Source organism: Pseudomonas sp. M5 (assembly GCF_016907075.1).
Classification (GTDB): Bacteria; Pseudomonadota; Gammaproteobacteria; order Pseudomonadales; family Pseudomonadaceae; genus Aquipseudomonas; species Aquipseudomonas putida_E.
The window spans coordinates 2,165,811-2,189,863 of sequence record NZ_JAFBBH010000001.1 but is presented as its reverse complement, the minus strand read 5'-3'; the positions used below and the strand labels follow the sequence as shown (position 1 = coordinate 2,189,863).

The window sequence follows — 24,053 nt, the reverse complement described above, 5'->3', positions numbered from 1 at the left end:
TCAGGCCTGCACGAATGTGCTGAAGTCGAGCTGCTCGCCGCCCGGGCGGGTGTCGCGCAGCAGCGAGTCACGGTCGGCGCTCAGCGCCAGGCTGATGGTCGAGCGGCGCTTGCCAGCATTGCGCACCTCCATCTGCTCCTGATGCGCCTTGAGGAAGTTGGTCGGGACCTTCAGGTGCTGCAGTTCGTCGCTTTCAGGGGTGTGCAGCAGCAGGTTGACCCAGTCGGGCTGGCCCTTGCGCAGCAGCGCCACCGGTACTTCGAACCACCACAGGTTGCGTTTGGGGTCGAGGATGGCGAACAGCGTGTTGGCACTGGTGAGCACCGGCTTGGCCAATGCTTCGTTGCGCCGGGCGATGGCGGCGGGTTTGTCGAGTTTCATGCAGGTTCCTGCGGTGTGACGCTATGAAGGGCTGCATTGTGAGGGGTGGCGGGTAGCGGAGCAAGGTTTGATGGCCCCATCGCCGGCGTGCCGGCGATGGGGCCAGCTACCCTAGCGGCGAAGTGGCTGGCTCAACTCGGAGGTCGCGCCATCGGCCGTGGTCACGGTGGCGGTAAAGCTGCGCAGCCCATCGGCATTCTCCAGCCGCTGGGCAAACTGCGCCTGCCCCTTGGCATCGCTGTTCACCAGTACTTCCCCCAGGTACTGCTCGGCCTCAGTGCCTTGTGCCTGGGCATTGCCGAACAGCTCGACCCGCAGCAGGCTCGATGCCGGCCCCTGCACTTCGCCGCGCAGCACATTGTCGTTCAGGGCCAACAGCCGTGGTGCCTGCTGGTTATGGTTGGGCAGCGGCTGGCAGGGCTTGGGCTGGCCCTTGGCATCGCAGATCACGGCCTGGTCCTTTTTCGGCAGGTCGGCACCGACCCCGCGAGAGCCTACGTACAGTGCATGGGCCTGGGCTGGCACGCCAAAAACGATGGCGCCCGTGCGCTGATCCGGTACGCAAGAGCCGCCAGCTTCGCAGCGGCGGATATCCAGGCTGTTGCCCCAGATCCGGTTACCGGTCAGGCGCGTGGTGGTGACTTCCGGCTCCGGGCGCAGCGCCACGCCGATGCGGTTGCCGTGGATCAGGTTGCCGTCGAGGATATTGCCTTGGCCGGTGACGCTGACGCCGATCGAGTTGCCGCTGAAGGTATTGGCGCCCAGGTAGTTGCGCTTGCCCCAGTTGATCTGCAGGCCGTCGGAGTAGTTCTCGAAGCGGTTGCGTACCACGCTGTTGTCGTTGCCCAGCAGAATCTCGATGCCTTGGGACGGCTCCGGGTTGGCTGCAGTCGAACGGAACAGGTTGTCGGCCACCAGGTTGAACGCCGCGCCGCGGGTCAGCTCCAGGCCATCGCCATTGTCGATCAGCTGGTTGCGCAGCACCTTGTTGTTGACCGTGGTGGTGGCCGTGGGGTTACCGGCACCGTCATCGCCGGTCAGCATGATACCGGCACCGCCCTTGTTGGCGACGATGCGGTTGTCTTCGATGACGTTGTGGCTGGCGCGGTTGACCAGGATGCCGATGCAGAAGTTGCGCACTTCCAGGCCACTGAGGTGTACGCCCTGGGTGTCGCGCAGCACCAGCCCGGGGTTGGTCGTGGTGCGCACGTTGGTGCCGAACTGGCCGGGCAGGGCGCCGGGGCAGGTGCGTACTCCCTGGTCCTTGATATAGCCGGCGCCGTCGATGGCAACGTATTGGCCGTCGCGCGCCCAAGGCAGGCCGGTGATCTGCACCGGGCCTTTGATTTCAGGCAGGGCGCGGGTCGGCCGGATGACAAATGGCGCTTGGCCGACCGCGGCGATGTCGATGCGGTAGTGGCCGGGGTTCTGGTTGCTGGTTTCGATCGCCCAGCGCAGGGTCCCTGGCTGGCCGTCGTCGGTGTAGCGGTCGACCCGCAGAATTTCGGTGGCCGTTGCGCCAGCAAGCGCGGGCAGGGGCAGCAGCGGTAGCAAGGCTGCCAGCAGGGGCATCAAACGCATGGGTGCAGGGTTCCGTAAGCTGTTGTTTTTATAAGCATGCAGTCTCTATAGGGCTGCCGTTTGCCCGCGATTCTAGGGCAGCAGGGCGGCGTTGCGCAGACGTAGGTAGCCGATTCAGTGCGGTATTCGCCCGCATATTTACCGCTCGGCTTGAGATTGCAAAAATGTTTGAAACTCCTGAACTGGCCGCTGGGTCCACCTTTTGTCGACACGGATCACGTGTCTCCATTTGCAGGAGATTTGCCATGAGCGGCACTAAAGACAAAGTCAAAGGTATGGCCAACGAAGCAGTGGGCAACATCAAGCAAGGTGTGGGCAAAGTCACCGACAATGACAAGCTGCGCGCAGAAGGCAAGGCCCAGGAAATCAAGGGCGAAGGGCAGCAGGTCAAGGGCGACGTCAAGGATGCTGTGAAAAAGCCTTGATCACGGTATGACTACAGCCCCGTCGCCAGCAGACGGGGATGGGGCTGTTGATCAAGACTGCAAATTTTTCTTCAAGTCCACCAGGGAGCAGCACACCAGTCGCGTGGTCTATTAGACTTCCCTGATGTACTGATCAAGCGGCGAAAGGAGACGCTATGATTTTTCCCGACCTGGGTGGCTTGCCCCTTCACCGCATTCTGGTGCGCACCGTCAAGGAATTCCTTGACGACGAGATGTCCACCTACGCCTCTGCGCTTGCTTACCAGATGCTGTTTTCGTTGTTCCCGTTCCTGCTGTTCCTGATCGCACTGATCGGTTTTCTGCACCTGCCGGATTTCTTCTCGTGGCTGCGCATGCAATCGGAGCTGGTACTGCCGCCCCAGGCGTTGGAACAGGTCAACCCCGTCATCGATCAGTTGCAGCAGTCCAAAGGTGGCCTGCTGTCGGTGGGTATCGTCATCGCGTTGTGGACCGCCTCTGCAGGCGTACGGCTGATGATGAGTGCCATGAATGCCGCCTATGACGTGCCCGAAGGGCGCCCGGTGTGGAAGCGCATACCATTGTCGATTGTCTATACCGTCGGCATTGCCGGTATGCTGCTGGCGGCGGCAGCGTTGATGGTGCTGGGGCCTCAGGTGATGGAGTGGATCGCGGCTCAGATCGGCATGCAGGAAGTGATCGTCACGGTGTGGACGATCTTGCGGTGGCCGGCGATCATCATCCTGATGATGGTGGCGGTGGCGGTGATCTACTACGTGATGCCCGACGTGAAACAGAAGTTTCGCTTCATCACTCCAGGCTCAGTGCTGGCGGTGGTGGTCTGGATCATCGCTTCGCTGGCATTCGCTTACTATGTGAAGACTTTCGCCGACTACAACGCCATGTATGGCAGTATCGGTGCGATCATTGTATTGCTGTTGTATTTCTACATTTCTGCCGCCGTATTGTTGCTGGGCGCGGAGATGAACGCTGTGATCGAACATATGTCCGCTGAGGGCAAAGACCCTGGCGAAAAGGATTTCGAGGGCGATAAAGCCAAGGAAACCCTGACCGTGCTCGGCCATGAACATCCCGTCGAGCACCAGCCTACCGAGCCGAACCCGCGATGATCCGTGACATCCTGAAGATGGGCGACGAGCGCCTGCTGCGCGTCGCAGCCCCGGTGCCAGAACACCTGATCGGCAGCGCCGAACTGCAGCAGTTGATCGACGACATGTTCGAAACCATGCGCCATGTCGGCGGCGTGGGGCTGGCCGCACCGCAGGTCGGCATCGACTTGCAACTGGTCATTTTCGGTTTCGAGCGCAGTGAGCGTTACCCCGATGCCGAGGCGGTGCCACAGACCATTCTCCTCAACCCGGTGATCACTCCGCTGTCCACCGAGATCGAGGAGGGGTGGGAAGGCTGCTTGTCTGTGCCTGGCCTGCGTGGGGTGGTGCCTCGCTACAAGCACATCAGCTATGAGGGCATCGACCCGCAGGGCAACCCGGTCAACCGGGTTGCCGACGGGTTTCATGCACGCGTGGTACAGCATGAATGCGACCACCTGATCGGGCGGCTGTATCCTTCGCGGATTCAGGATTTCGCCAAGTTCGGTTACACCGAGGTGCTGTTCCCTGGCCTTGACGCCAGCGACGACTGACCATGCACCATCGCCATCAGGCGTTTGCTGCGTTGGTAGCGTGCCAGGCGTGACCCCAGCGTTTCAGGCAACATGTTCGCCGGGGAGAACCCCAGACGTTGGTAAAAGGCTTCGAGGTCCGGGTGGCAGAACAGCCACGTTGGGCCACGGCCTTCGGTCAGTGCTGCGTTGACCAGGCGCGCGGCCACACCCTGGTTTCGCCACTCTGGGGCTACCAGCAGGCCGGTGAGCCACCGGCCACCGGCAACAGCGCTCAAGCTCAAGCCCGCAACGATTTCGCCGCTGCGCGCCACCCACAACTCACCCTCGCTGGCTGCACGCATGCGCGAGCCCTGCTGGCGATAGAAGTGGTCTAGCAGCCGCCGCTCAAGGTCGGTCAGTGGGGTGCAGAGGAGTGGCGTCATGGTATTCCGCTGGCAAACAGCTCTAGCCCAATCATTTCGGGCCATCAATCCGTTTCGCTTTGTCGCAGATTGTTGCAAAAGCTGCAAGGGTGAATGTCCGAGTTCGGGGTTCAACTATTCCAGACCGGGAGTAGAATTTCACGTATCCCCCCTGGCAGTACGACACAGCGGGATCGGTACTTCGTGTCATCTTCGCAGTTGATGACAACTTCTCCGCGCCATTGACGGCATATGAAGTCAATCGATCAGCTTGATTGATTCAAAGGCCAAACATCCATGAAACCATTACTGATTCTTGCATTGGTCGGTATGTCCTCGTTCGCCCTTGCCGATGAGGCCAAAGCCGTCTCCACCGAGCCTGTGGCCCAGCAGTACGACTATTCCATGAACCTTGACATCAAACGGGTGATCAACCTGTCGACCATCCCCAATGTCTGCGAAGTGGTGCCTGCGACCATGACCTATGAAGACCATCAGGGCCAGGTGCACACCATTCAGTACCGCGCCATGGGCGAAGGTTGCCAGCAGGGTTGATGTTCCTGCGTTAGCGGCCTTTTCGCACTGGGCAGTAGCGAAGAGGCTGCTTTCGTCACGCGGGGTTCATTGAGCAGACAGTACCTGGCGTATTACTTCCAGGCCGCGTTTCAGTTCAGCCCGGCTGCCTGCCGCCGACAGGCTGATGCGTACGGCCTGCACCTCGCTTGCGCCAATGGCGAAGACACTCGCCGGGACGACTTCCACACCTTGCTCACGACACTGCTTTACCACTGCCTCAGCCCCCTGCGGCGTGCCCAGCCACGCGTGGGGTGAAGCCTGACCTGCGTTGTGCAGCCCACCAGCCAGCAGCCTGCGTGCCAGGCGCCAGCGCTCGCAAATTTCTGCTCTCTGCCAGGCTAGCCGCCGGGCGGCGGTACCGTCATCGATCCATTGGCAAGCGACATGCAAGCCCAATGGCGACACCGGCCAGTGGCTGGCCTGGGCATGCGGGTCGACCTGTGACAGCAACTTCGCGCTGCCCACGATCCACCCCAACCTCAAGCCTGCAGCCACCGTCTTGGACAGGCTGCTGATGTAGATCCCTTGATCGCCCAATAGCGGGTAGAGCGGCGGCCGGTCGGTGAGTGCGCCATACACATCATCTTCGATCACCAATAACCCCAGGCGTTTGACTACCCCAGCGATTGCCTCGCGGCGAGCATCATCCATGCAGGCGCCCGTGGGGTTGTGCAGGGTAGGTGTGGTCACCAGCACCCGGGCACCGCTGGCGCGCGCCACCCGGTCCAGGTCATCGGGCCGCAGGCCTTGGTTGTCCAGTGCGACGCCATGCACGGGCAGACGCAGTTGCCGGCAGGCGGCCTTGATGCCCGGAGCGGTCAGGGCTTCAAGCATGACGGGCTCACCCGCCTGGCAGAATGACTGCAGCACCAGTGCCAGCGCCTGCTGGGCTCCGCCGCACAGCAACAGTTGGTCGGCCGACAGGGCCAGGCCGCGATTGCCCAGCCAGTGGGCGCCGCGGATGCGCCCCAGCAGCAACTGCTCGGGGCCCAGGTAATGGTCGAGCAAGCCGTGGTCGTGACCTTGCAGCAGCCTGCGCAAGCTGTCGTGCAGATCATGATTGTGCGGATCGGCAACCGGTACATTGGTCGACAGGTCGATCAGCCGCGTTTGCCCTTCGCAGTGTTTGAGGCGAAACAAGGTCGCTTCCTTGCTCCCCGCCAGCACATAGGTACCGCGGCCCACTTCACCCGCCACCAGGTGGCGAGCGGCGGCTTCACGGTAGGCCTGTTGGGTGGTGCTGGGGTTCAGGCCCAGTTTCCAGGCCAGGCGCCGTTGCGGCGGCAGGCGGTCACCGACCTTGAGCACGCCGCTCTCGATGGCGTTGCCTATAGCGTCGACCAGTGCCAGATACCGGGGTTGATCATCGTCGACGAGCTGCGGGATCCACACGAAATTGCTACCCATGCAATATAAGGTTGTACCCATACAATGCCCCGCGCTTAGGATCGGATCAACCACCTACCGAAAGGGATGATCGCCATGTTCGACCTTGCCGCCCTGCGCGAAGCCGCCGATTTCGTTCACCAACATGTACCTGCCACGCCCCAGCACGCCTGGCCGTTGCTGGCTGAGCGGCTGGGCTGCGAGGTGTGGGTGAAGCACGAAAATCACGCACCCACCGGGGCTTTCAAAGTCCGGGGCGGTCTGGTCTATGTGCGCTCGCTGCTGGCGGGCGGCAATCCACCCCGCGGGCTGGTCACCGCAACCCGTGGCAACCACGGCCAAAGCATGGCCCTGGCGGCACGGCAGGCAGGCATTGCGTTGGTCATCGTAGTCCCTGAGGGCAATTCCACAGAGAAGAACGCCGCCATGCGCGCACTGGGGGCCGAGTTGGTCGAGCACGGTGCGGATTTCGATGTGGCCCGTGAAGAAGCCGCGCGGCTGGCCGAGGTGCTGGGGTATGCCATGGTGCCTTCGTTCCACCCGGAGTTGGTGCGGGGCGTGGCCACTTATGCCCTGGAGTTGTTCGAGGCAGTACGTGACCTGGACTGCGTTTACGTGCCGATCGGCATGGGGTCAGGCATTTGCGGGCTGATCCAGGCGCGTAACCTGCTGGGTTTGAAAACCCAGATCGTCGGTGTGGTGTCCAGCGCGGCTGATGCCTATGCCCAGAGCTTTGAGCAGGGCCATATCGTCACCACTGCCACTGCCGAAACCTTCGCCGATGGCATGGCTTGCCGGGTACCCCATCCGCAAGCCTTTGCCCTGGTGCGCGAGCACGCTGCGCGGATCGTGCGGGTCACCGACAGTGAAGTCGCCGAAGCCATGCGGGTTTACCACGAGGCCACGCACAACACTGCCGAAGGTGCAGGTGCCGCAGCGCTGGCGGCGTTGATGCAAGAGCGCGAACAGCAGGCCGGCAAGCGCGTGGCTGTGGTGTTGAGCGGAGCGAACGTGGACCGGGCGCGGTATGCGCGGATTCTCGGGGGCAATGAAAGATCCTGAATGAATATCTTGGAATAAGTGCTATCTTATTTTGATAGCATTTTTCCATGAATACTCGATACCGAAAAATTCTCGACGCTATCCTGAGGACGCCAACCACGTCGTCACTAGCCTTTTCCGAGATTGAAACGCTGGTGCTGCACCTCGGGGGGCAGGTGCTGGAGCGGCAAGGCTCCCGGGTCAAACTGGTGCTTGGCGGCCAGTGCTGGAGGTGCCATCGTCCCCATCCAGGCAAGGAGGCCAGGCGGTATCAGATTGAAGAGGCCCGCGAATTCTTGCTGCGGGCAGGAGTGAAATGATGAGTTGCATGCGCTACAAGGGCTATGCCGCCCGTATTGAATATGATGAGCGTGATGATATTTTCGTCGGCCGCGTGCTGGGGATTCGCGACATCATCAGTTTCCACGCAAGTTCTGTCCCGGAACTGCATGAGGCCTTCCGTCATGCGTTGGAGGACTACCTGGCCGATTGCGCGGAACAGGGCATCACTCCCGAAAAGCCGGCATCGGGGAAGGTCATGCTGCGTATTCGGCCCGAAATCCATGCCGCTGCCAGCGTTGCTGCCCGTGCGGCAGGCAAAAGCCTGAACCAGTGGGCCGACGAGGTGTTTGAACAGGCGGCGCTGGCCTGATCGAACACTTGTTCTTCCAATCCCGCAATCACTCATGGCAGGCTCTACGGCGCTCATTTACCCGTCATCGAGTATTCAATGCCTTTCTCCAACGGTTTTCTCCTCAGCCTGTCCCTGTGTCTTGATATCGGTGTGGCCAATATCGCCATGATCACCCTGGCCATGCAGCGCGGTTTCCTGCAAGGGTTCTGGCTCGGCCTGGGCACGTGTGTCGGTGACCTGGTGTATGCGATCGCAGCGCTGGCCGGCATGACCGTGTTGCTGCAGTTCGAGAGCGTGCGCTGGGCCTTGTGGCTGGGTGGTTCGGCGCTGCTGGTGTGGTTCGCGCTGAAGATGCTGCTGGCGGCCTGGCGCGGCGGGCATATGGAAGCGCGCAGCGAGGTGGTGGCGGAATCGGCCTGGCGCGAATTCATGCGCGGTATCTTCCTGGCCATGTCGTCGCCCACCGCCATTTTGTGGTTCGCCGCTGTCGGTGGCGTGCTGATTTCCCGTTCCGGTGGCGGTAGCCTGCTGGAGGCCGGGTTGTTTCTCGGCGGCTTTTTCGCTGCAGGGCTGGTCTGGTGCCTGAGCCTGTGCGGCATCGCCAGCCATGGTGGGCGTTTGCTCGGTGACCGTCTGCTGACGTGGTCATACCTGCTCTCGGCAGCGATTTTCTGCTATTTCGCGGTGTACGTGATCGTTTCGGGCTATCGCGAATTCATACTGGCCAGCCCGGGCGTGTAGGCAGTTACAGGGGGCCGCCGCGCCTGTCAGCCTTTTTCCTCCCTGTTGTCGATTTCCCGCTCTCTCGTTCGACCAGTGTTGAAGGCGCCGAGTACCGGCGCCACCCGCACTTCGGAGAGCCCCTCATGAATACCCAGGCCGAAAGCGAAATCCGTGAACTGATCGAACGCTGGATGCAAGCGGTGCGCGATCGTGACATCCCAGGTATCACCGCCCCCTATGCCGACGACATCGTCGCCTTCGATGCGATCAAGGAACTGCAGTTCAAGGGCAAGGCCGTGTACCAGGCACATTGGGAAATGTGCATGGGTTTTTGCACCGGCCCGATGACGTTCGAGTTGGCCGAACTCACGGTGTACGCCGATGGCGAGCTGGGCCTGGCCCATTGGCTCAACCGCTGCGGCCCGTCGGATGACGAAAGCCAGTGCGGTTTCATGCGCGTCACCGTGGGCTATCGCAAGACCGCCGGCCAGTGGCGGGTCATCCACGAGCACTGGTCGGCGCCTTTCGATGTGGAAACCCAGAAAGCGCTGTTTGATCTCAAACCCTGATCAGCTATCGCCAAACGCACTTTGCCAATGCCGTGGAGATCACCATGAAATACCTGTGCCTGGTCTATTGTGACGAGGGGCTGCTGCACAGCCTGCCCGACAGCCCCGAAGATGCCGAATGCATGGCTTACGCCGAGTCGCTGCAGCGCTGTGGGCGCATGCTCGCGGCCGAGGCGCTGAAACCGGTGCAGACCGCCACCACGGTACGCATGCGCGGTGGCCACATGAGCCTGACCGATGGCCCGTTCGCCGAGACCAAAGAGCAGCTTGCGGGTTTTTACCTGGTCGATGCCCGCGATCTCAACGAGGCATTGAACATTGCCAAAGGCATCCCGGCCGCACGGGTCGGCAGCGTTGAAGTAAGGCCCGTGCGCGAACTGCAACCCTGACCGCAACGGAGAACAACAAGAATGAGCCTTGCCCAACCTGCGCAAGTGCAACACGAGTTGGCCATCAGCCGCCTGATCGACGCCCCGCCCGCCAAGGTGTTCCGTGCCTGGACCGAACCCCAGTGGCTGATGCAGTGGTGGGGGCCGCATGGCATGACCACGCCTGAATGTGAAATGCAGCTCTGGGTCGGTGGCCTGTTTCGTACCTTGATGCGCGCCCCCGACGGTACCGACTACCCCACCCAGGGTGTGTTCCTGGAGATCGCCGCGCCACGTCGGCTGGTGTTCACCGATGCGTTCGGGCCAGGCTGGGTGCCGTCTGCCAAGGCCTTCATGACCGCAGTGGTGACCTTTGACGAGGAACACGGCAAGACCCGTTATACCGCCCGCGCTTGGCACTGGAGCGCTGCCGACTGCACGGCCCATGAAGAAATGGGTTTTCACCAGGGGTGGGGAGAAAGCCTGGACCGCCTGGTGGAGGTGGTGACCCAGCGGATGCCGGACTGATGGCAACGCTGGTGCAGGTACGCGCCGAGATCGAGGGGGTTTACCGGCGGGACTCGCGGCGTATCCTGGCGACGCTGATCCGCCTGCTGGGGGATTTCGACCTGGCAGAGGAGGCCATGCATGATGCCTTCTTCATTGCCGTCGAGCGCTGGCAGCGTGACGGTATCCCCCAAAACCCACGTGCATGGCTGGTGTCGACCGGCCGTTTCAAGGCCATTGACGCGGTGCGGCGGCGTGCGCGTTTCGACCGTTCGCAGGCTGACCTGATCATGCTCATCGAGGGCCAGGGGCAAGACCCCAGTGATGAGGCATTGCTCGCCGACGATCGCCTGCGGCTGATCTTCACGTGCTGCCACCCGGCTCTGGCTGCCGATGCGCAGGTGCCTTTGACGTTGCGCGAAGTCTGTGACCTGACCACTGAGCAGATCGCCCGTGCCTTCCTGCAGAGCCCAGCGACCATTGCCCAACGCATCGTGCGCGCCAAGGCCAAGATCCGCGACGCACGCATTCCTTACCAGGTGCCGGAGCTGCACGAATTGCCTGAGCGCCTGGAAAGCGTGTTGCGGGTGATTTACCTGGTGTTCAACGAGGGCTATTCGGCGTCTTCGGGTGAGGCGTTGGTGCAACAGGCGTTGAGTGACGAAGCCATTCGCCTCGGTCGCTTGCTGGTGCAGTTGTTACCGGACCCGGAGGCGGTCGGTTTGCTGGCGCTGATGTTGCTGCAGGCGTCACGCCAGCACGCGCGTAGCGATGCCCAAGGCAATCTGGTGCTGCTCGAGCAGCAGGATCGCAGCCTGTGGGACGGTGCGCAAATCAGCGAAGGCTGTGAATTGGTGCAGCTGGCGTTGCGCAGCCGGGCGTTCGGTGCCTACACGGTGCAGGCGGCGATTGCAGCGGTGCATGCGGAGGCTGCGAGCGCAAGTGAAACGGACTGGGCGCAGATTGTCGGCCTTTACGATGTGCTGCAGCGGCATTGGCCGTCCGCAGTGGTGGCGCTCAACCGAGCGGTGGCATTGGCCAAGCGGGATGGGCCGCGGGTGGGGTTGGCGGAGATTGAAACAATTCTGGCGACTGGCGAGTTGCGCGACTATCACCTGGCGCATGCGGCAAGGGCGGAGCTGCATTACCAGTTGGGTGAGGCAGAACAGGCCCGTGCGGCCTGGCGGCAGGCGCTGGAGTTGACGCATCAGGCGCCGGAACGGCGGCATATCGAGGGAAAGCTGCAGGCGTTGGAATGACCCGGCAGCACCGGCCCTGTCGCCGGTACTGCCTGAAGCCATCAGCTGGCGACAAAATTGGGCGGCGATACCAGCTCTACCGTCTGCTGCTTGCGCGGCGCCAGGATCTCTGCCTCGCCCTCTACAACCAGCTCATCGTTCTGGTTGTACACGTTGGTGGCGATGCGCACTTTGAACTTTGGCAGCTTCTCGAGGATTTCCAGGCGCACGGTCAGGGTGTCGCCGATTTTCACCGGCTTCTGGAAGCTCATCTTCTGGCCCAGGTAGATGGTGCCGGGGCCGGGCAGGGTGCAGGCTACTGCCGCGCTGATCAGCGCGCCGCTGAACATGCCATGGGCAATGCGCTCACGGAACATGCTCTTGGCGGCGAATTCGGCATCCAGGTGCACCGGGTTGTGGTCACCGGACATCGCGGCGAACAGCTGGATGTCGCGTTCTTCCACAGACTTTTCGTAACTGGCCTTCTGGCCGACTTCTAGAGCTTCGTAAGGCGTGTTGGTGACCTGGGTCATTGGCGCTTCCTTGATGGGCGGACAAGGCCGTTATCATTCGCTGCGGGCAGGGCGGCCAAGGGCCAGCGCCTGCTCCAGCCACGCGAGGATATCGGCGGTGACCTCGTCCCGATTGAGTTCATTGAGCACTTCGTGCCGCGCCTTGGGGTAGACGCGCAGTTGTACATGTCGATTGCCGGTCGCGCGCAGGGCGTCGGCCAGATGGGTGAGACGCTTGCCGGCACTCACCGGATCACATTCACCGCCAATCACCAGCAACGGCAGGTTCGGATCGATCTGCGCGAGGTTCTTCGCCTGGCTGATCTGCGCCAGGCCGTGCAGCAAGTCTAGCCACAACTGGTTGCTGCAGCGAAAACCGCACAGCGGGTCGCTGACGTACCTGTTTACCTCTTCAGGGTCGCGGCTTAGCCAGTCGAAGGCGGTACGGGTGGGTTTAAAGGCTTTGTTGAACGAGCCGAACGACAGCCACTCGATCAGCGCACTCTTGCCTTGCGGGCCTTGGCGCAACGCCTCCAGCCGGGCGATCAGGCGCGCCATGCGGTACAGCGCCGGCGGCTGGAAATTGGAGCCGCTGAGGATCGCCCCGTGCACGCTGCCACTGTGGTGCATCAGGTAAGCCTGGGCGATGTAGCTGCCCATGCTGTGGCCGAACAGGAACAGCGGTGTGCAGGGGAACTGCTGGCCGATGTGCTGTGTGAGCAGGGCCAGGTCGTTGACCACGGCATTCCAGCCATGTTGCCGGGCGAACAGGCCGAGGCTACCCCGTTCGGCGGTACGGCCGTGGCCGCGCAGGTCCGCAGCCAGCAGCGCATAGCCGGCAGCGCTCAGCGCCTGGCCCAGGCGCTGGTAGCGCCCGGCATGTTCGGCCATGCCGTGCGCCAGCAGCACCACGGCCTTGACCGGCGTGGCCGGCAGCCATTGGTGCACGTACAGGCTGCAATGCTCGCTGGCCGGCAGCCAGAAGGCGTCGTAAGGCATGGCGGATCCTTTGCGCTGGGGTACGAGCACAGTGTATGCGCAAGCGGCCGGATTGCAGGAAGGGCACAAATAAGATTCACAATGTTAATGGCGGCACTTGGCATATATGCCACCTCAGGCTTACCTGCTAACGTCGGTTGAACGCCTTTTTGCCATCAGGCAAAGGGATTACAGGCTAAGAGCGGGTTCAGGCAGAGGAACAATAATAAATGCAAGCCGACTTCTGGAATGACAAGCGCCCGGCGGGCGTGCCTTCCACCATCGATATCCATGCGTACACCTCGGTCGTCGAAGTTTTCGAGCGATCCTGCAAGCGCTTCGCCGACCGCCCGGCGTTCAGCAACCTGGGCAAGACCCTGACCTATGGCGAACTCGACCGCCTTTCGGCGGCCTTTGCTGCCTGGCTGCAGCAGCATACCGACCTGGTGCCGGGTGACCGCATCGCCGTACAGATGCCCAACGTGCTGCAGTATCCCATTGCGGTGTTCGGCGCCCTGCGCGCCGGGCTGATCGTGGTCAACACCAACCCGCTGTACACCGAGCGTGAAATGCGCCACCAGTTCAAAGACGCCGGTGCCCGCGCCCTGGTGTACCTGAACATGTTCGGCAAGCGGGTCCAGGAGGTGCTGCCCGATACCGGCATCGAATACCTGATCGAGGCGAAGATGGGCGACCTGTTGCCCATGGCCAAGGGGTGGTTGATCAACACCGTGGTCGACAAGGTCAAGAAAATGGTCCCGGCCTATCATCTGCCCCAGGCTATCTCGTTCAAGCAGGCACTGCGCGAGGGCGCGGCGCTGAGCCACAAGCCGGTAACGCTGAGCCTGGACGACATCGCCGTGCTGCAGTACACCGGCGGCACCACGGGCCTGGCCAAGGGCGCCATGCTCACCCACGGCAACCTGGTGGCCAACATGCTGCAGGTGCTGGCGTGCTTTTCGCAGCATGGCCCGGACGGGCAGAAGCTGATCAAGGAAGGCCAGGAGGTGATGATCGCGCCGCTGCCGCTGTACCACATCTATGCCTTTACCGCGAACTGCATGTGCATGATGGTCACCGGCAACCATAACGTGTTGATCACCAACCCGCGCGATATCCCTGGCTTCATCAAGGAACTGGGCAAGTGGCGGTTCACCGCACTGTTGGGGTTGAACACCCTGTTCGTGGCGCTGATGGATCACCCGGGCTTCCGGCAGCTGGATTTCTCGGCGCTCAAGGTGACCAACTCTGGCGGTACGGCACTGGTCAAGGCCACCGCCGAACGTTGGGAGAGCCTGACCGGCTGCCGCATTGTCGAGGGCTACGGCCTGACAGAGACTTCGCCAGTGGCCAGCACCAACCCTTATGGCGAGCTGGCACGCCTGGGTACCGTGGGCATACCGGTGGCAGACACAGCATTCAAGGTCATCGATGATGAGGGCAATGAACTGCCGCTCGGTGAGCGGGGCGAGTTGTGCATCAAGGGCCCGCAGGTGATGAAGGGGTACTGGCAGCAACCCGAGGCTACGGCGCAGACCCTGGATGCTGATGGCTGGCTGAAAACCGGCGACATTGCAGTGATCGACCCGGACGGCTTTACGCGTATCGTCGACCGCAAGAAGGACATGATCATCGTCTCGGGCTTCAACGTGTACCCCAACGAAATCGAAGACGTGATCATGGGCCACCCGAAGGTGGCCAACTGCGCCGCCATCGGCGTGCCTGACGAGCGTTCGGGCGAGGCCGTCAAACTATTCGTGGTGGCCCGTGAGGGCGGGCTCAGCGTCGATGAACTCAAGGCCTACTGCAAGGCCAACTTCACAGGTTACAAAGTGCCCAAGCACATCGTGCTGCGCGAGTCGTTGCCGATGACCCCGGTGGGCAAGATCCTGCGTCGCGAGCTGCGCGACATCGCGTAAGGGGGGCGAGCTTCAAACTTCAAGTTTCAAGCTGCAAGAGGGGGCGTGCGCCGCTCTAGCTTGCAGCTTGCCGCTTGAAACTTGGCGCTCTAAGTCAAATACTCTAAAAATGACTTGTATCCTTCATTGAGTCATTTTTGTGACCGTAAGGCCCGTTTTGGCCTCTAGGCGACCCTTTGCAAAGCTGTTACTCTCGGCCCGCTTTCAGATGATTCGGTTTGCAACGAACCGCCATCTCATATCAATAATAAACGCATCGACGCGTAAATCGAACTTCGCTGTTGCTGAAGGAGTGGGCTTCCATGATCGACCATTTTTGGAAGGATAAATACCCAGCCGGGATTACGGCGGAAATCAATCCTGACGAATTCCCCAATATCCAGGCGGTACTCAAGCAATCCTGCCAACGCTTTGCCGACAAACCGGCCTTTAGCAACCTGGGCAAGACCATCACCTACGGCGAGTTGTATGCCCTGTCGGGCGCTTTTGCGGCCTGGCTGCAGCAGCACACCGACCTCAAGCCGGGTGATCGCATTGCCGTACAGCTGCCGAATGTCCTGCAGTACCCGGTAGCGGTGTTCGGTGCCATGCGCGCCGGCCTGATCGTGGTCAACACCAACCCGCTGTATACCGCACGGGAGATGGAACATCAGTTCAACGACTCCGGTGCCAAAGCCCTGGTGTGCCTGGCCAACATGGCGCACCTGGCCGAGAAAGTGGTACCCAAGACCCAGGTCAGGCACGTCATCGTCACCGAGGTGGCCGACCTGTTGCCACCGCTCAAGCGCCTGCTGATCAACAGCGTGATCAAGTACGTGAAGAAGATGGTGCCGGCCTATAACCTGCCGAACGCCGTGCGCTTCAACGATACCCTGGCGCTGGGCAAGGGCCAGCCGGTGGCCGAGGCCAACCCGCAAGCCAATGATGTTGCCGTGCTGCAGTACACCGGCGGCACCACAGGTGTGGCCAAGGGCGCAATGCTGACGCACCGCAACCTGGTGGCCAACATGCTGCAGTGCCGGGCGCTGATGGGTTCGAACCTGCATGAAGGTTGCGAGATCCTCATCACGCCGCTGCCGCTGTACCACATCTATGCCTTTACCTTCCATTGCATGGCGATGATGCTGATCGGCAACCATAACGTGCTGATCAGCAACCCGCGTGACTTGCCGGCAATGGTCAAGGAGCTGGGCAAGTGGAAATTCAGCGGCTTCGTCGGCCTCAACACCCTGTTCGTTGCCCTGTGCAACAACGAGGCGTTCCGTGCGTTGGACTTCTCGGCGTTGAAGATCACCCTGTCCGGTGGCATGGCGCTGCAACTGAGCGTGGCCGAGCGCTGGAAAGCCGTCACCGGTTGCGCCATTTGCGAAGGCTATGGCATGACCGAGACCAGCCCGGTTGCGGCGGTCAATCCGGCCGAAGCCAACCAGGTCGGCACCATCGGTATCCCGGTGCCCTCGACCCTGTGCAAGGTCATCGATGACAGTGGCATTGAACTGCCGCTGGGCGAGGTGGGCGAGCTGTGCGTCAAGGGGCCGCAGGTGATGAAGGGCTACTGGCAGCGTGAAGATGCCACCGCCGAGATCCTCGACAGTGATGGTTGGCTGAAGACCGGGGACATTGCCCTGATCCAGCCGGATGGCTACATGCGCATCGTTGACCGCAAGAAGGACATGATCCTGGTCTCGGGCTTCAACGTGTATCCCAACGAGCTGGAGGACGTACTGGCAGCCCTGCCGGGTGTGCTGCAGTGCGCTGCGATCGGCGTGCCGGACGAAAAGTCGGGCGAACTGATCAAGGTGTTCATCGTGGTCAAGCCGGGCATGACCGTCACCAAGGAGCAGGTGATGGAGCACATGCGTGCCAACGTCACCGGCTACAAGGTGCCGCGTTACATCGAGTTCCGCGACGCGCTGCCAACGACCAACGTGGGCAAGATCCTGCGCCGCGAGTTGCGTGATGAAGAGCTGAAGAAGCAGGGTTTGAAGAAGATCGCCTGATCGCTGACCATTGCCTGGCTATATCTGCATCATGCTGAAAATCTGGGGCCGCTTTGCGGCCCTTTCGCGACACGAGGCCGCTCCTACAGGGGGAGCGTAATCAGCGCAGTTTTTCCAGCATCTGGTAGTACCACATCCCTGCCGCCAACAGCGGATTGCCCAGCAGGTCCCCCATCGGCACCTTGATGTGCTTGCACCCGGCAAAAGTATCGAACTTCTCCAGCGTTCCAGTCAGCGCCTCGGCCATGATTTCGCCCATGATGTGGCTGGTGGCGATGCCGTGCCCCGAATAGCCCTGGCAATACCAGACGTTGTCCGAAAGCTTGCCCAGCTGCGGTATGCGATTGACCACGATACCCATCGCGCAGCTCCACTGGAACTCGATCGGCACCCCTTTGAGGGCCGGGAAGGTGCGCTCGATGCACGGGCGCAGTTCACCTGCGATATCACGGGAATCCTTGCCCGAATAGTTGGCGCCGCCGCCGAACAGCAGCCGTTTGTCGGCAGTGAGGCGGTAGTAGTCGAGCACGAAACGGCAGTCGTACACCGCCAGGTCCTGGGGGTTGATCTGTTCGGCCAGTTCACCTAGCGGCGCGGTGGTGACGATGCCACCCATGGCGGGGAAGATCTTGCCCTTTAGCTGGCGCTTTTCCAGTTTGTGGTAAACGTCGCCGGCCAGCATCACCTGGCGTGCTTCGATTCGGCCTTGGGCAGTGACCACTGCAGGGCGCGGGCCGTGCACGATGTCCAGCACCTCGGAGTTCTCGAAGATCAGCGCGCCCAGTGCATGGGCGGCACGCGCCTCGCCCAGGCACAGGTTGAGCGGGTGCAGGTGCAGGTTGCGCAGGTTTTTCAGCGCGCCCAGGTACAACGGGCTTTGCAGGTGTTCGGCAACCGAGTTGCGGTCGAGCATGTGCACCTGATCACCCATGCCGCGGCGCTGCGCTTCGGCCTCGAAGGCGCGCAGCTCGTTGAGGTGTGACGGTTTCATCGCTGCATGCAGGTGGCCGCGCTTGAGGTCACAGTCGATGCCATAGCGCTCGACCCGCTGCTCGATGATCTGGTGCCCGCGCCAGCGCAGGTGCCAGATGAAGTCATCCACTTCACTGCCCAGGCGGTCGCGCATCTGCGTGCGCATGGCTTCGTCGCCCGAGAGGCTGCCGGTGACCTGGCCGCCGTTGCGGCCGCTGGCGCCCCAGCCGATGCGGTTGGTTTCCACCACCGCCACTTTCAGGCCGCGCTCGGCCAGCTCCACGGCGGTGGCTACGCCGGTGAAACCGCCGCCGATAATGGCTACGTCGACCTGCACGGTGCCCTTGAGCTGCGGGTACTGCGTGTGGTCGTTGAGGGAGGCACTGTAGTAGGACGGCGCGCGCTGGGCCGGGCCGTTGTTCACTGCTGCGTTCATGGGTGTTCCTTATTCTGAATAGGGTGAGGCTCAGGCCTGGTGCAGGTACCAGCGCCAGTCCTGTTCGCTGACTTCGGCCATGAACTGGCGATACTCGGCGCGCTTGACCTTCAGGTACACCCCGAGGAAGTCTGCACCGAGTGCTTCGCGTGCCCACGCCGAACGCTCCAGTGCGTCGAGGGCGGTCAGCCAGTCGGTGGGCAGGTGTTCGGTGGCCTGGGCGTAGCCGTTGCCTTCGACCGGTGCGCCCGGGTCGAGTTGTTCGCGGATGCCGCGGTGGCTGGCAGCGAGAATCGCCGCAGCGGCCAGGTACGGGTTGGCGTCGGCGCCACAGATGCGGTGTTCGACATGGCGGCTGTTGGCTGGCCCGCCGGGCACGCGCAAGCTGACCGTGCGGTTGTCGACACCCCAGGTTGGCGCTAGCGGTGCATAACTGTTGGCCTGGAAACGACGGAACGAGTTGGCGTTGGGGCAGAACAGCAGCAGCGAGTCGCGCAGGTGGCGTAGCATGCCGGCAACCGCTTGGCGCAGAAGGGGAGTGCCGGCCTTGTCTTCGCTGGCGAACAGGTTGTTGCCGGCGCTGTCGGCCAGGCTCAGGTGCATGTGCATGCCGGTGCCGGCCAGTTGCGCGAAGGGTTTGGCCATGAAGCACGCCTGCATGCCGTGGGCGTGCGCCACGCCTTTGACCAGGCGCTTGTAGCGCACGGCCTGGTCCATCGCTTCCAGGGCATCGCCATGCTCCAGGGTGATTTCCACCTGGCCTGGGGCGTACTCCGAAATCGCCGTGCGGGCCGGGATGCCCTGGGCTTTGCAGGCCGCGTAAAGGTCGGCGAGAAACGGCTCTATCTGCTCCAGCTCACGCAGGCCATAGACCTGGGTGCTGCGCGGGCGGCCGCCATCGTTGTCCAGGGCCGGTTGCGGCCGGCCCTGGGCGTCACGCTGCTGGTCGAGCAGGAAGAACTCCAGTTCGCACGCCATCACCGGGTGGTAGCCGTCGGCCTTGAGCGCTTCGATGGTGCGTAACAGCACATGGCGCGGGTCGGCGACACTGGCCGGCAGGCCTTCGCTGGGGTGCATGCTGACTTGCACGGCGGCGGTCGGCACGCGGCGCCATGGCAGGCGTACCAGGCTGCCCTCCAAGGGATAGGCGCGGCAGTCGATGTCGCCGACGTCCCAGACCAGCCCGGAGTTTTCCACGTCATCGCCATTGAGGGTCAGGCCCAGGATGGTACTGGGCAGCGGGCGGCCGCTCTGGTAAACCGCCAGCAGCTCGTCGCGGTGCAGCAGCTTGCCGCGTGGCACGCCGTTGGCGTCGAGGATGAACAGTTCGAACAGCTCGATATCGGGGTTTTCGGCAAGGAAACGTCGGGCGTGTTCAACGGGGGCAAAGTGCATGAGGGATTCGCTCGTGTGCATACAGGAGCGCCGCTTGGCGGCGGTCCGGCTGAGTCAATCGGCCGAAAGGTGGCCGGGCTTTGTCAGATGCGCGAGTGAAGTGTCCGGTGGGCGGGCGTGGCGGCAATGCCAGAGGGCCCAGAAGGCCAGGATCACATGGACCAGCGGATTTTCACCGGCGCAGGTGCGGGCCTTCGGTAGCGAAGGGCGCGAAAGCGGCGGGGCGATTGGCTGGACGGGGATCATGCATTGGATACTCACATGCGACGTCACGTTGATTAAAGCAGTGAATGGCAACCTTCACTCTGGTAACGGCTAAACATTGGCGGGGGCCGGTACAGACAGCAAAAAGCCGGCAAATCTGCGACAATCGCGCATCCTTCGAATGCCGATCATGCAAAAGCAGGCTCACCTGCATCACTAAAAAGCCCCATGACTGACCACGCCATCGACAAACTGCTGCAAAACCTCGACCACGCCATGATCGCCGACCGCCATCGCCTGCGCCGGCAACTGCATGAGCTGCGCAAGCGCCCCGACGAGGCCAAGCTCGCGCAGTGGGTGGAGAAAGTCCAGGCGTCTTGCGCCCAGGTGACCGCGCGTCAGCACAGTGTGCCGCGCATCCGCTACGACGACAGCTTGCCGATTGCCGCCAAGCGCGACGAGATCAAAAAGGCATTGGCCGAAAACCAGGTCCTGGTGATTGCCGGTGAGACCGGTTCGGGCAAGACCACCCAGCTACCCAAGATCTGCCTGGAGCTGGGCCGCGGCAGCCACGGCCTGATCGCCCACACCCAGCCCCGGCGGATTGCCGCGCGCAGTGTTGCTGCCCGTGTGGCTGAAGAGCTGGGTACTCCGCTGGGCGCCCTGGTCGGTTACCAGGTGCGGTTCGAGGACCAGAGCGACGCCAACACCTTGGTCAAGCTGATGACCGACGGTATCTTGCTGGCCGAAACCCAACATGACCGCTTCCTCGAGCGCTACGACACGATCATCGTCGACGAGGCGCACGAGCGCAGCCTGAACATCGATTTCCTGCTCGGCTACCTCAAGACCCTGCTGCATCGCCGCCCGGACCTGAAGCTGATCATCACTTCGGCGACCATCGACCTGGAGCGCTTCTCCAAGCATTTCGACGGTGCGCCGATCATCGAGGTGTCCGGCCGTACCTATCCGGTGGACACTTGGTATCGCCCGCTGACCAGTGAACAGGACGAAGAAGGCAACCAGGTCGAGGACGACCTCACCGTCGACCAGGCGATCCTCGCCACCCTCGATGAGATCGCCCACCACGAGCGCAGCGAGGGCAAGGGCCCCGGCGACGTGCTGGTGTTCCTGCCGGGCGAGCGCGAGATTCGCGATGCCGCCGAGATCCTGCGCAAGGCCCAGTTGCGTCATACCGAGATCCTGCCGCTGTATGCGCGCCTGTCTCCGGCCGAGCAGCAGCGTATCTTCCAGTCGCACACTGGCCGGCGAGTGGTGCTGGCCACCAACGTGGCGGAAACCTCGCTGACCGTGCCAGGCATCCGCTATGTGATCGACACCGGTACCGCGCGCATCAGCCGCTACAGCTACCGGGCCAAGGTCCAGCGCTTGCCGATCGAAGCGGTATCCCAGGCCAGCGCCAACCAGCGTAAAGGCCGTTGCGGCCGTGTCGAGCCGGGCATTTGCATACGCCTTTACAGCGAAGAAGACTTCAACGGCCGGCCAGCCTTCACCGACCCCGAGATCCTGCGCACCAACCTGGCGGCGGTGATCCTGCAGATGCTGCACCTGCGTCTGGGCGCCATCGATGCCTTCCCGTTCATCGAGCCGCCGGATGGCAAGGCCATCAGCGACGGCTTCAACCTGCTGCAGGAGCTGTCGGCGGTCAACCGCGAGAACCAGCTGACGCCCCTGGGCCGTCAGCTGGCGCGCTTGCCGATCGACCCCCGGCTGGGCCGGATGCTGCTCGAAGGCGCCCGTCAGGGCAGCCTGCAGGAAGTGCTGATCGTCACCAGTGCATTGTCGGTGCAGGACCCGCGCGAGCGCCCGCCGGAGCGTCAGCAGGCAGCTGACCAGGCGCATGCGCAGTGGAAGGATGTGGATTCCGATTTTGCCGCACTGGTCAACCTGTGGCGAGGCTTTGAGGAGCAGCGCCAGGCGCTGACGGCCAACCCGCTACGCAACTGGTGTCGCAAGAATTTTCTCAACTATTTGCGCCTTCGCGAATGGCGTGACGCCCATCGTCAGTTGGCGCTGATCTGCCGTGACCTGCAACTGACGGTGAACAAGGACCCGTCCGACTACCAGAAGATGCACAAAGCCATCCTCAGCGGGCTGCTCAGCCAGATCGGCCACAAGACCGAAGACGGCGACTACCAGGGCGCGCGTCAGCGGCGCTTCTGGGTGCACCCGTCCTCGGGCATTGGCCGCAAGCGCCCGCAGTGGGTCATGGCCGCCGAGCTGGTGGAGACCACCAAGCTGTATGCGCGCATGGTGGCCAAGATCGAGCCCGACTGGATCGAGCCGCTGGCGACTCACCTGGTCAAGAAAAACCACTTCGAACCGCACTGGGAGAAGAAGCGCGGGCAGGTGGTGGCCTACGAGCAGATCACCCTCTACGGGCTGATCCTGGTCGGCCGCCGCCCAGTGCATTACGGTCCGATCGACCCGGTTACCTCGCGTGAGCTGTTCATACGCGAAGGGCTGGTTGGAGGCGAAATCCAGTCGCGGGCCAAGTGCCTGGCCGCCAACAAGCGCCTGCTTGAAGAGCTCGACGAGCTGGAAGCCAAGGCGCGTCGGCGCGACATTCTTGCCGATGAAGAAACCCTCTACGCCTTCTATGAGGCGCGCCTGCCAGCGGAGATCCACCAGACCGCGACCTTCGACAGCTGGTACCGCATGGGCAGCCAGAAGGATGCCAGCCTGCTGATCATGCGTGAGGAAGACGTGTTGGCCCGTGAGGCCAGCGAAGTCACTGCGGCGCAATACCCGGACAGCCTGCAGGTCGGCGAGCTGCGCCTGCCGCTGAGCTACCACTTCGAACCGGGCCACCCACGTGACGGCGTGACGGTAAGGGTGCCCGCGCCGCTGTTGCCAAGCCTGCCGGGCGAGCGCCTGGAGTGGCTGGTGCCGGGCTTGCTCGAAGCCAAGTGCGTGGCGCTGGTGCGCAACCTGCCCAAGGCCCTGCGCAAGAACTTCGTGCCGGTACCGGACTTCGTCAAGGCGTCGCTGGCACGCATGACGTTCGGCCAGGGTGCCTTGCCTCAGGCTTTGGGCCAGGAGCTGTTGCGCATGACCGGTGCCCGTGTGTCCGATGAGGCCTGGGCAGAGTCGGTAGGCCTGGTCGAAGGGCATCTGCGTATGAATATCGAGGTGGTCGATGGCCAAGGCAAGTTCCTCGGCGAGGGCCGCGACCTGGCCGAGTTGACCGCACGCTTTGCCGCCGCCAGCCAGGCAGCGCTGGCGGTGCCGCGCGACGACAAGGGCGCGCAGCCGGTGCAGGCCAAGGCCTTCAGTGAAGTGAAACAGACCGCCCAGCAGAAGATCGCCGGGCTGTCGATGACGGTGTACCCGGCATTGGTGGAAGAGAGCGGCAGCGTGCGCGAGGGGCGTTTCTCGACCCAGGCCGAAGCCGAGTTCCAGCATCGCCGTGCCTTGCAGCGCCTGTTGCTGCAGCAGTTGGCAGAGCCTGCCAAGTTCCTGCGCGGCAAGCTCCCGGGGCTGACCGAACTGGGCTTGCTGTACCGCGAACTGGGCCGTGTCGAGGCGCTGGTGGAGGATATCCTGCTGGCCAGCCTCGACAGTTGCATCCTCGAAGGGGAGGCCACGCTACCGCGCGATGGCGCAGCATTGGCCGGGCTTGCCGAGCGCAAGCGCGGCAGCTGGGCCGAGCATGCCGAGCGCCTGGCCCGCCAGACGCTGGAAGTGCTCAAGCTGTGGCACGGCCTGCAGAAGCGTTTCAAAGGCAAGATCGACCTGAGCCAGGCGGTGGCGCTGAACGACATCAAGCAGCAGTTGGCCAACCTGGTGTATCCGGGCTTCGTGCGCGAGACGCCTTCGGCCTGGTTCAAGGAGCTACCGCGCTACCTCAGGGCGGTGGAGTTGCGCCTGGAGAAGCTTGGCAGCCAGGTGCAGAAGGACCGGGTGTGGAGTGGCGAGCTGACCAACCTCTGGGCCCAGTACAAGGCCCGTGCCGACAAGCATGCCCAGGAAGGCAAGCGCGACGAGCAGCTGACCTTGTACCGCTGGTTGCTGGAGGAATATCGGGTGTCGCTGTTTGCCCAGCAATTGGGCACGAAAGTACCGATTTCTGACAAACGTCTCAGCAAACAGTGGTCTCAGGTGGAAGCCTAAACCCCGCAAGTTGTGGCAATATTGAGGCAATTTGGAACCGCATTGCGGC

The 24,053-nt window shown here is 62.6% G+C and carries 23 protein-coding genes; 14 read left to right on the top strand and 9 right to left on the bottom strand.

Features of this window, described 5'->3' with window-relative positions; all coding sequences use genetic code 11:
• A complete protein-coding gene (locus JOE27_RS09885; protein ID WP_012315687.1) occupies nucleotides 1-381 on the bottom strand; it encodes a hypothetical protein in 381 nt (126 codons plus the stop codon).
• Between the two features lie 111 nt (nucleotides 382-492).
• Nucleotides 493-1,962 (bottom strand): right-handed parallel beta-helix repeat-containing protein, encoded by a 1,470-nt coding sequence (locus JOE27_RS09880; protein WP_204918621.1) that lies wholly within the window; start codon nucleotides 1,960-1,962, stop codon nucleotides 493-495.
• Between the two features lie 245 nt (nucleotides 1,963-2,207).
• Between JOE27_RS09880 and JOE27_RS09875 the strand changes: the two genes are divergently transcribed.
• The 3 genes from JOE27_RS09875 (at nucleotide 2,208) to def (ending at nucleotide 4,029) form a co-directional block, all read left to right on the top strand.
• On the top strand, nucleotides 2,208-2,387 hold the full coding sequence (locus tag JOE27_RS09875) for a CsbD family protein (protein WP_046788039.1): 180 nt from the start codon (nucleotides 2,208-2,210) through the stop codon (nucleotides 2,385-2,387).
• Nucleotides 2,388-2,542: 155 nt separating this feature from the next.
• Complete coding sequence (locus JOE27_RS09870; RefSeq protein ID WP_119687603.1) at nucleotides 2,543-3,496, top strand: YihY/virulence factor BrkB family protein; 954 nt, start codon at nucleotides 2,543-2,545, stop codon at nucleotides 3,494-3,496.
• Entirely contained in the window at nucleotides 3,493-4,029 is a 537-nt protein-coding gene (gene def, locus JOE27_RS09865; RefSeq protein ID WP_012315683.1) for a peptide deformylase, read from the top strand. The genes JOE27_RS09870 and def overlap by 4 nt, the downstream gene beginning before the upstream one ends.
• Here the strand turns inward: def and JOE27_RS09860 are convergent.
• Nucleotides 3,984-4,433 carry a GNAT family N-acetyltransferase gene (locus JOE27_RS09860; protein WP_204918618.1) on the bottom strand — a complete coding sequence of 150 codons (450 nt, stop codon included), beginning with the start codon at nucleotides 4,431-4,433 and terminating at the stop codon, nucleotides 3,984-3,986. The genes def and JOE27_RS09860 overlap by 46 nt on opposite strands.
• Nucleotides 4,434-4,709: 276 nt before the next feature.
• Here JOE27_RS09860 and JOE27_RS09855 point away from each other — a divergent pair, with 276 nt between their 5' ends.
• Nucleotides 4,710-4,967 (top strand): DUF2790 domain-containing protein, encoded by a 258-nt coding sequence (locus JOE27_RS09855; RefSeq protein WP_046788041.1) that lies wholly within the window; start codon nucleotides 4,710-4,712, stop codon nucleotides 4,965-4,967.
• Between the two features lie 66 nt (nucleotides 4,968-5,033).
• Here the strand turns inward: JOE27_RS09855 and JOE27_RS09850 are convergent, their stop codons facing one another.
• Nucleotides 5,034-6,395, bottom strand: coding sequence for a PLP-dependent aminotransferase family protein (locus JOE27_RS09850; protein ID WP_204920631.1), 1,362 nt, complete (start codon nucleotides 6,393-6,395; stop codon nucleotides 5,034-5,036).
• Nucleotides 6,396-6,470: 75 nt separating this feature from the next.
• On the opposite strand from JOE27_RS09850, the gene JOE27_RS09845 reads away from it, so the two are divergent.
• The 7 genes from JOE27_RS09845 to JOE27_RS09815 all read left to right on the top strand — a co-directional run bounded on the left by JOE27_RS09845 (nucleotide 6,471) and on the right by JOE27_RS09815 (nucleotide 11,475).
• A complete protein-coding gene (locus JOE27_RS09845) occupies nucleotides 6,471-7,436 on the top strand; it encodes a threonine dehydratase (RefSeq protein ID WP_204918616.1) in 966 nt (321 codons plus the stop codon).
• Between the two features lie 298 nt (nucleotides 7,437-7,734).
• Nucleotides 7,735-8,067, top strand: coding sequence for a type II toxin-antitoxin system HicB family antitoxin (locus tag JOE27_RS09840; RefSeq protein WP_039603657.1), 333 nt, complete (start codon nucleotides 7,735-7,737; stop codon nucleotides 8,065-8,067).
• Between the two features lie 78 nt (nucleotides 8,068-8,145).
• Nucleotides 8,146-8,790: a LysE family translocator gene (locus tag JOE27_RS09835; protein ID WP_046788043.1), complete on the top strand. Its 645-nt coding sequence runs from the start codon at nucleotides 8,146-8,148 to the stop codon at nucleotides 8,788-8,790.
• Between the two features lie 125 nt (nucleotides 8,791-8,915).
• On the top strand, nucleotides 8,916-9,341 hold the full coding sequence (locus tag JOE27_RS09830) for a nuclear transport factor 2 family protein (protein ID WP_039603658.1): 426 nt from the start codon (nucleotides 8,916-8,918) through the stop codon (nucleotides 9,339-9,341).
• 44 nt (nucleotides 9,342-9,385) lie between these two features.
• The gene (locus tag JOE27_RS09825) at nucleotides 9,386-9,730 is read left to right on the top strand and encodes a YciI family protein (protein ID WP_039603659.1); all 345 of its coding nucleotides are present in this window, start codon (nucleotides 9,386-9,388) and stop codon (nucleotides 9,728-9,730) included.
• Nucleotides 9,731-9,751: 21 nt separating this feature from the next.
• Nucleotides 9,752-10,237: an SRPBCC family protein gene (locus JOE27_RS09820; protein WP_174142421.1), complete on the top strand. Its 486-nt coding sequence runs from the start codon at nucleotides 9,752-9,754 to the stop codon at nucleotides 10,235-10,237.
• Nucleotides 10,237-11,475 (top strand): RNA polymerase sigma factor, encoded by a 1,239-nt coding sequence (locus JOE27_RS09815; protein WP_119687599.1) that lies wholly within the window; start codon nucleotides 10,237-10,239, stop codon nucleotides 11,473-11,475. Before JOE27_RS09820 ends, JOE27_RS09815 begins: the two co-directional genes overlap by 1 nt.
• Before the next feature lie 41 nt (nucleotides 11,476-11,516).
• Here JOE27_RS09815 and JOE27_RS09810 read toward each other — a convergent pair whose 3' ends face one another.
• On the bottom strand, nucleotides 11,517-11,987 hold the full coding sequence (locus tag JOE27_RS09810) for a MaoC family dehydratase (protein WP_012315672.1): 471 nt from the start codon (nucleotides 11,985-11,987) through the stop codon (nucleotides 11,517-11,519).
• Between the two features lie 33 nt (nucleotides 11,988-12,020).
• Complete coding sequence (locus JOE27_RS09805) at nucleotides 12,021-12,965, bottom strand: alpha/beta hydrolase (protein ID WP_115274125.1); 945 nt, start codon at nucleotides 12,963-12,965, stop codon at nucleotides 12,021-12,023.
• Nucleotides 12,966-13,174: 209 nt separating this feature from the next.
• Between JOE27_RS09805 and fadD2 the strand changes: the two genes are divergently transcribed.
• Nucleotides 13,175-14,863: a long-chain-fatty-acid--CoA ligase FadD2 gene (gene fadD2 / locus JOE27_RS09800; RefSeq protein WP_046788048.1), complete on the top strand. Its 1,689-nt coding sequence runs from the start codon at nucleotides 13,175-13,177 to the stop codon at nucleotides 14,861-14,863.
• A 302-nt stretch (nucleotides 14,864-15,165) separates the two neighbouring features.
• Nucleotides 15,166-16,863 (top strand): long-chain-fatty-acid--CoA ligase FadD1, encoded by a 1,698-nt coding sequence (gene fadD1 / locus JOE27_RS09795; protein ID WP_204918614.1) that lies wholly within the window; start codon nucleotides 15,166-15,168, stop codon nucleotides 16,861-16,863.
• Nucleotides 16,864-16,963: 100 nt separating this feature from the next.
• Here fadD1 and JOE27_RS09790 read toward each other — a convergent pair whose 3' ends face one another.
• The 3 genes from JOE27_RS09790 to JOE27_RS24850 are packed head-to-tail and all read right to left on the bottom strand — an operon-like array spanning nucleotide 16,964 to nucleotide 19,912.
• On the bottom strand, nucleotides 16,964-18,271 hold the full coding sequence (locus tag JOE27_RS09790; protein ID WP_046788050.1) for an FAD-binding oxidoreductase: 1,308 nt from the start codon (nucleotides 18,269-18,271) through the stop codon (nucleotides 16,964-16,966).
• 30 nt (nucleotides 18,272-18,301) lie between these two features.
• On the bottom strand, nucleotides 18,302-19,666 hold the full coding sequence (locus tag JOE27_RS09785) for a glutamine synthetase family protein (protein WP_046788051.1): 1,365 nt from the start codon (nucleotides 19,664-19,666) through the stop codon (nucleotides 18,302-18,304).
• Between the two features lie 54 nt (nucleotides 19,667-19,720).
• Nucleotides 19,721-19,912 (bottom strand): hypothetical protein, encoded by a 192-nt coding sequence (locus JOE27_RS24850; RefSeq protein ID WP_080952208.1) that lies wholly within the window; start codon nucleotides 19,910-19,912, stop codon nucleotides 19,721-19,723.
• Nucleotides 19,913-20,098: 186 nt separating this feature from the next.
• Here JOE27_RS24850 and hrpA point away from each other — a divergent pair, with 186 nt between their 5' ends.
• Complete coding sequence (hrpA, locus tag JOE27_RS09780; protein WP_125924534.1) at nucleotides 20,099-24,004, top strand: ATP-dependent RNA helicase HrpA; 3,906 nt, start codon at nucleotides 20,099-20,101, stop codon at nucleotides 24,002-24,004.
• Nucleotides 24,005-24,053 lie beyond the last annotated feature (49 nt).

What these genes read in the sequence shown, in the direction of transcription:
- fadD2 (WP_046788048.1), top strand. Translation starts at nt 13,175, where the DNA reads ATGCAAGCCGACTTCTGGAATGACAAGCGCCCGGCGGGCGTGCCTTCC.
- JOE27_RS09845 (WP_204918616.1), top strand. Translation starts at nt 6,471, where the DNA reads ATGTTCGACCTTGCCGCCCTGCGCGAAGCCGCCGATTTCGTTCACCAA.
- JOE27_RS09825 (WP_039603659.1), top strand. Translation starts at nt 9,386, where the DNA reads ATGAAATACCTGTGCCTGGTCTATTGTGACGAGGGGCTGCTGCACAGC.
- JOE27_RS24850 (WP_080952208.1), bottom strand. Translation starts at nt 19,912, where the DNA reads ATGATCCCCGTCCAGCCAATCGCCCCGCCGCTTTCGCGCCCTTCGCTA.
- JOE27_RS09840 (WP_039603657.1), top strand. Translation starts at nt 7,735, where the DNA reads ATGAGTTGCATGCGCTACAAGGGCTATGCCGCCCGTATTGAATATGAT.
- JOE27_RS09855 (WP_046788041.1), top strand. Translation starts at nt 4,710, where the DNA reads ATGAAACCATTACTGATTCTTGCATTGGTCGGTATGTCCTCGTTCGCC.
- JOE27_RS09885 (WP_012315687.1), bottom strand. Translation starts at nt 381, where the DNA reads ATGAAACTCGACAAACCCGCCGCCATCGCCCGGCGCAACGAAGCATTG.
- JOE27_RS09830 (WP_039603658.1), top strand. Translation starts at nt 8,916, where the DNA reads ATGAATACCCAGGCCGAAAGCGAAATCCGTGAACTGATCGAACGCTGG.
- hrpA (WP_125924534.1), top strand. Translation starts at nt 20,099, where the DNA reads ATGACTGACCACGCCATCGACAAACTGCTGCAAAACCTCGACCACGCC.
- JOE27_RS09785 (WP_046788051.1), bottom strand. Translation starts at nt 19,666, where the DNA reads ATGCACTTTGCCCCCGTTGAACACGCCCGACGTTTCCTTGCCGAAAAC.
- def (WP_012315683.1), top strand. Translation starts at nt 3,493, where the DNA reads ATGATCCGTGACATCCTGAAGATGGGCGACGAGCGCCTGCTGCGCGTC.
- fadD1 (WP_204918614.1), top strand. Translation starts at nt 15,166, where the DNA reads ATGATCGACCATTTTTGGAAGGATAAATACCCAGCCGGGATTACGGCG.
- JOE27_RS09860 (WP_204918618.1), bottom strand. Translation starts at nt 4,433, where the DNA reads ATGACGCCACTCCTCTGCACCCCACTGACCGACCTTGAGCGGCGGCTG.
- JOE27_RS09820 (WP_174142421.1), top strand. Translation starts at nt 9,752, where the DNA reads ATGAGCCTTGCCCAACCTGCGCAAGTGCAACACGAGTTGGCCATCAGC.
- JOE27_RS09870 (WP_119687603.1), top strand. Translation starts at nt 2,543, where the DNA reads ATGATTTTTCCCGACCTGGGTGGCTTGCCCCTTCACCGCATTCTGGTG.
- JOE27_RS09790 (WP_046788050.1), bottom strand. Translation starts at nt 18,271, where the DNA reads ATGAACGCAGCAGTGAACAACGGCCCGGCCCAGCGCGCGCCGTCCTAC.
- JOE27_RS09805 (WP_115274125.1), bottom strand. Translation starts at nt 12,965, where the DNA reads ATGCCTTACGACGCCTTCTGGCTGCCGGCCAGCGAGCATTGCAGCCTG.
- JOE27_RS09880 (WP_204918621.1), bottom strand. Translation starts at nt 1,962, where the DNA reads ATGCGTTTGATGCCCCTGCTGGCAGCCTTGCTACCGCTGCTGCCCCTG.
- JOE27_RS09810 (WP_012315672.1), bottom strand. Translation starts at nt 11,987, where the DNA reads ATGACCCAGGTCACCAACACGCCTTACGAAGCTCTAGAAGTCGGCCAG.
- JOE27_RS09850 (WP_204920631.1), bottom strand. Translation starts at nt 6,395, where the DNA reads ATGGGTAGCAATTTCGTGTGGATCCCGCAGCTCGTCGACGATGATCAA.
- JOE27_RS09815 (WP_119687599.1), top strand. Translation starts at nt 10,237, where the DNA reads ATGGCAACGCTGGTGCAGGTACGCGCCGAGATCGAGGGGGTTTACCGG.
- JOE27_RS09875 (WP_046788039.1), top strand. Translation starts at nt 2,208, where the DNA reads ATGAGCGGCACTAAAGACAAAGTCAAAGGTATGGCCAACGAAGCAGTG.
- JOE27_RS09835 (WP_046788043.1), top strand. Translation starts at nt 8,146, where the DNA reads ATGCCTTTCTCCAACGGTTTTCTCCTCAGCCTGTCCCTGTGTCTTGAT.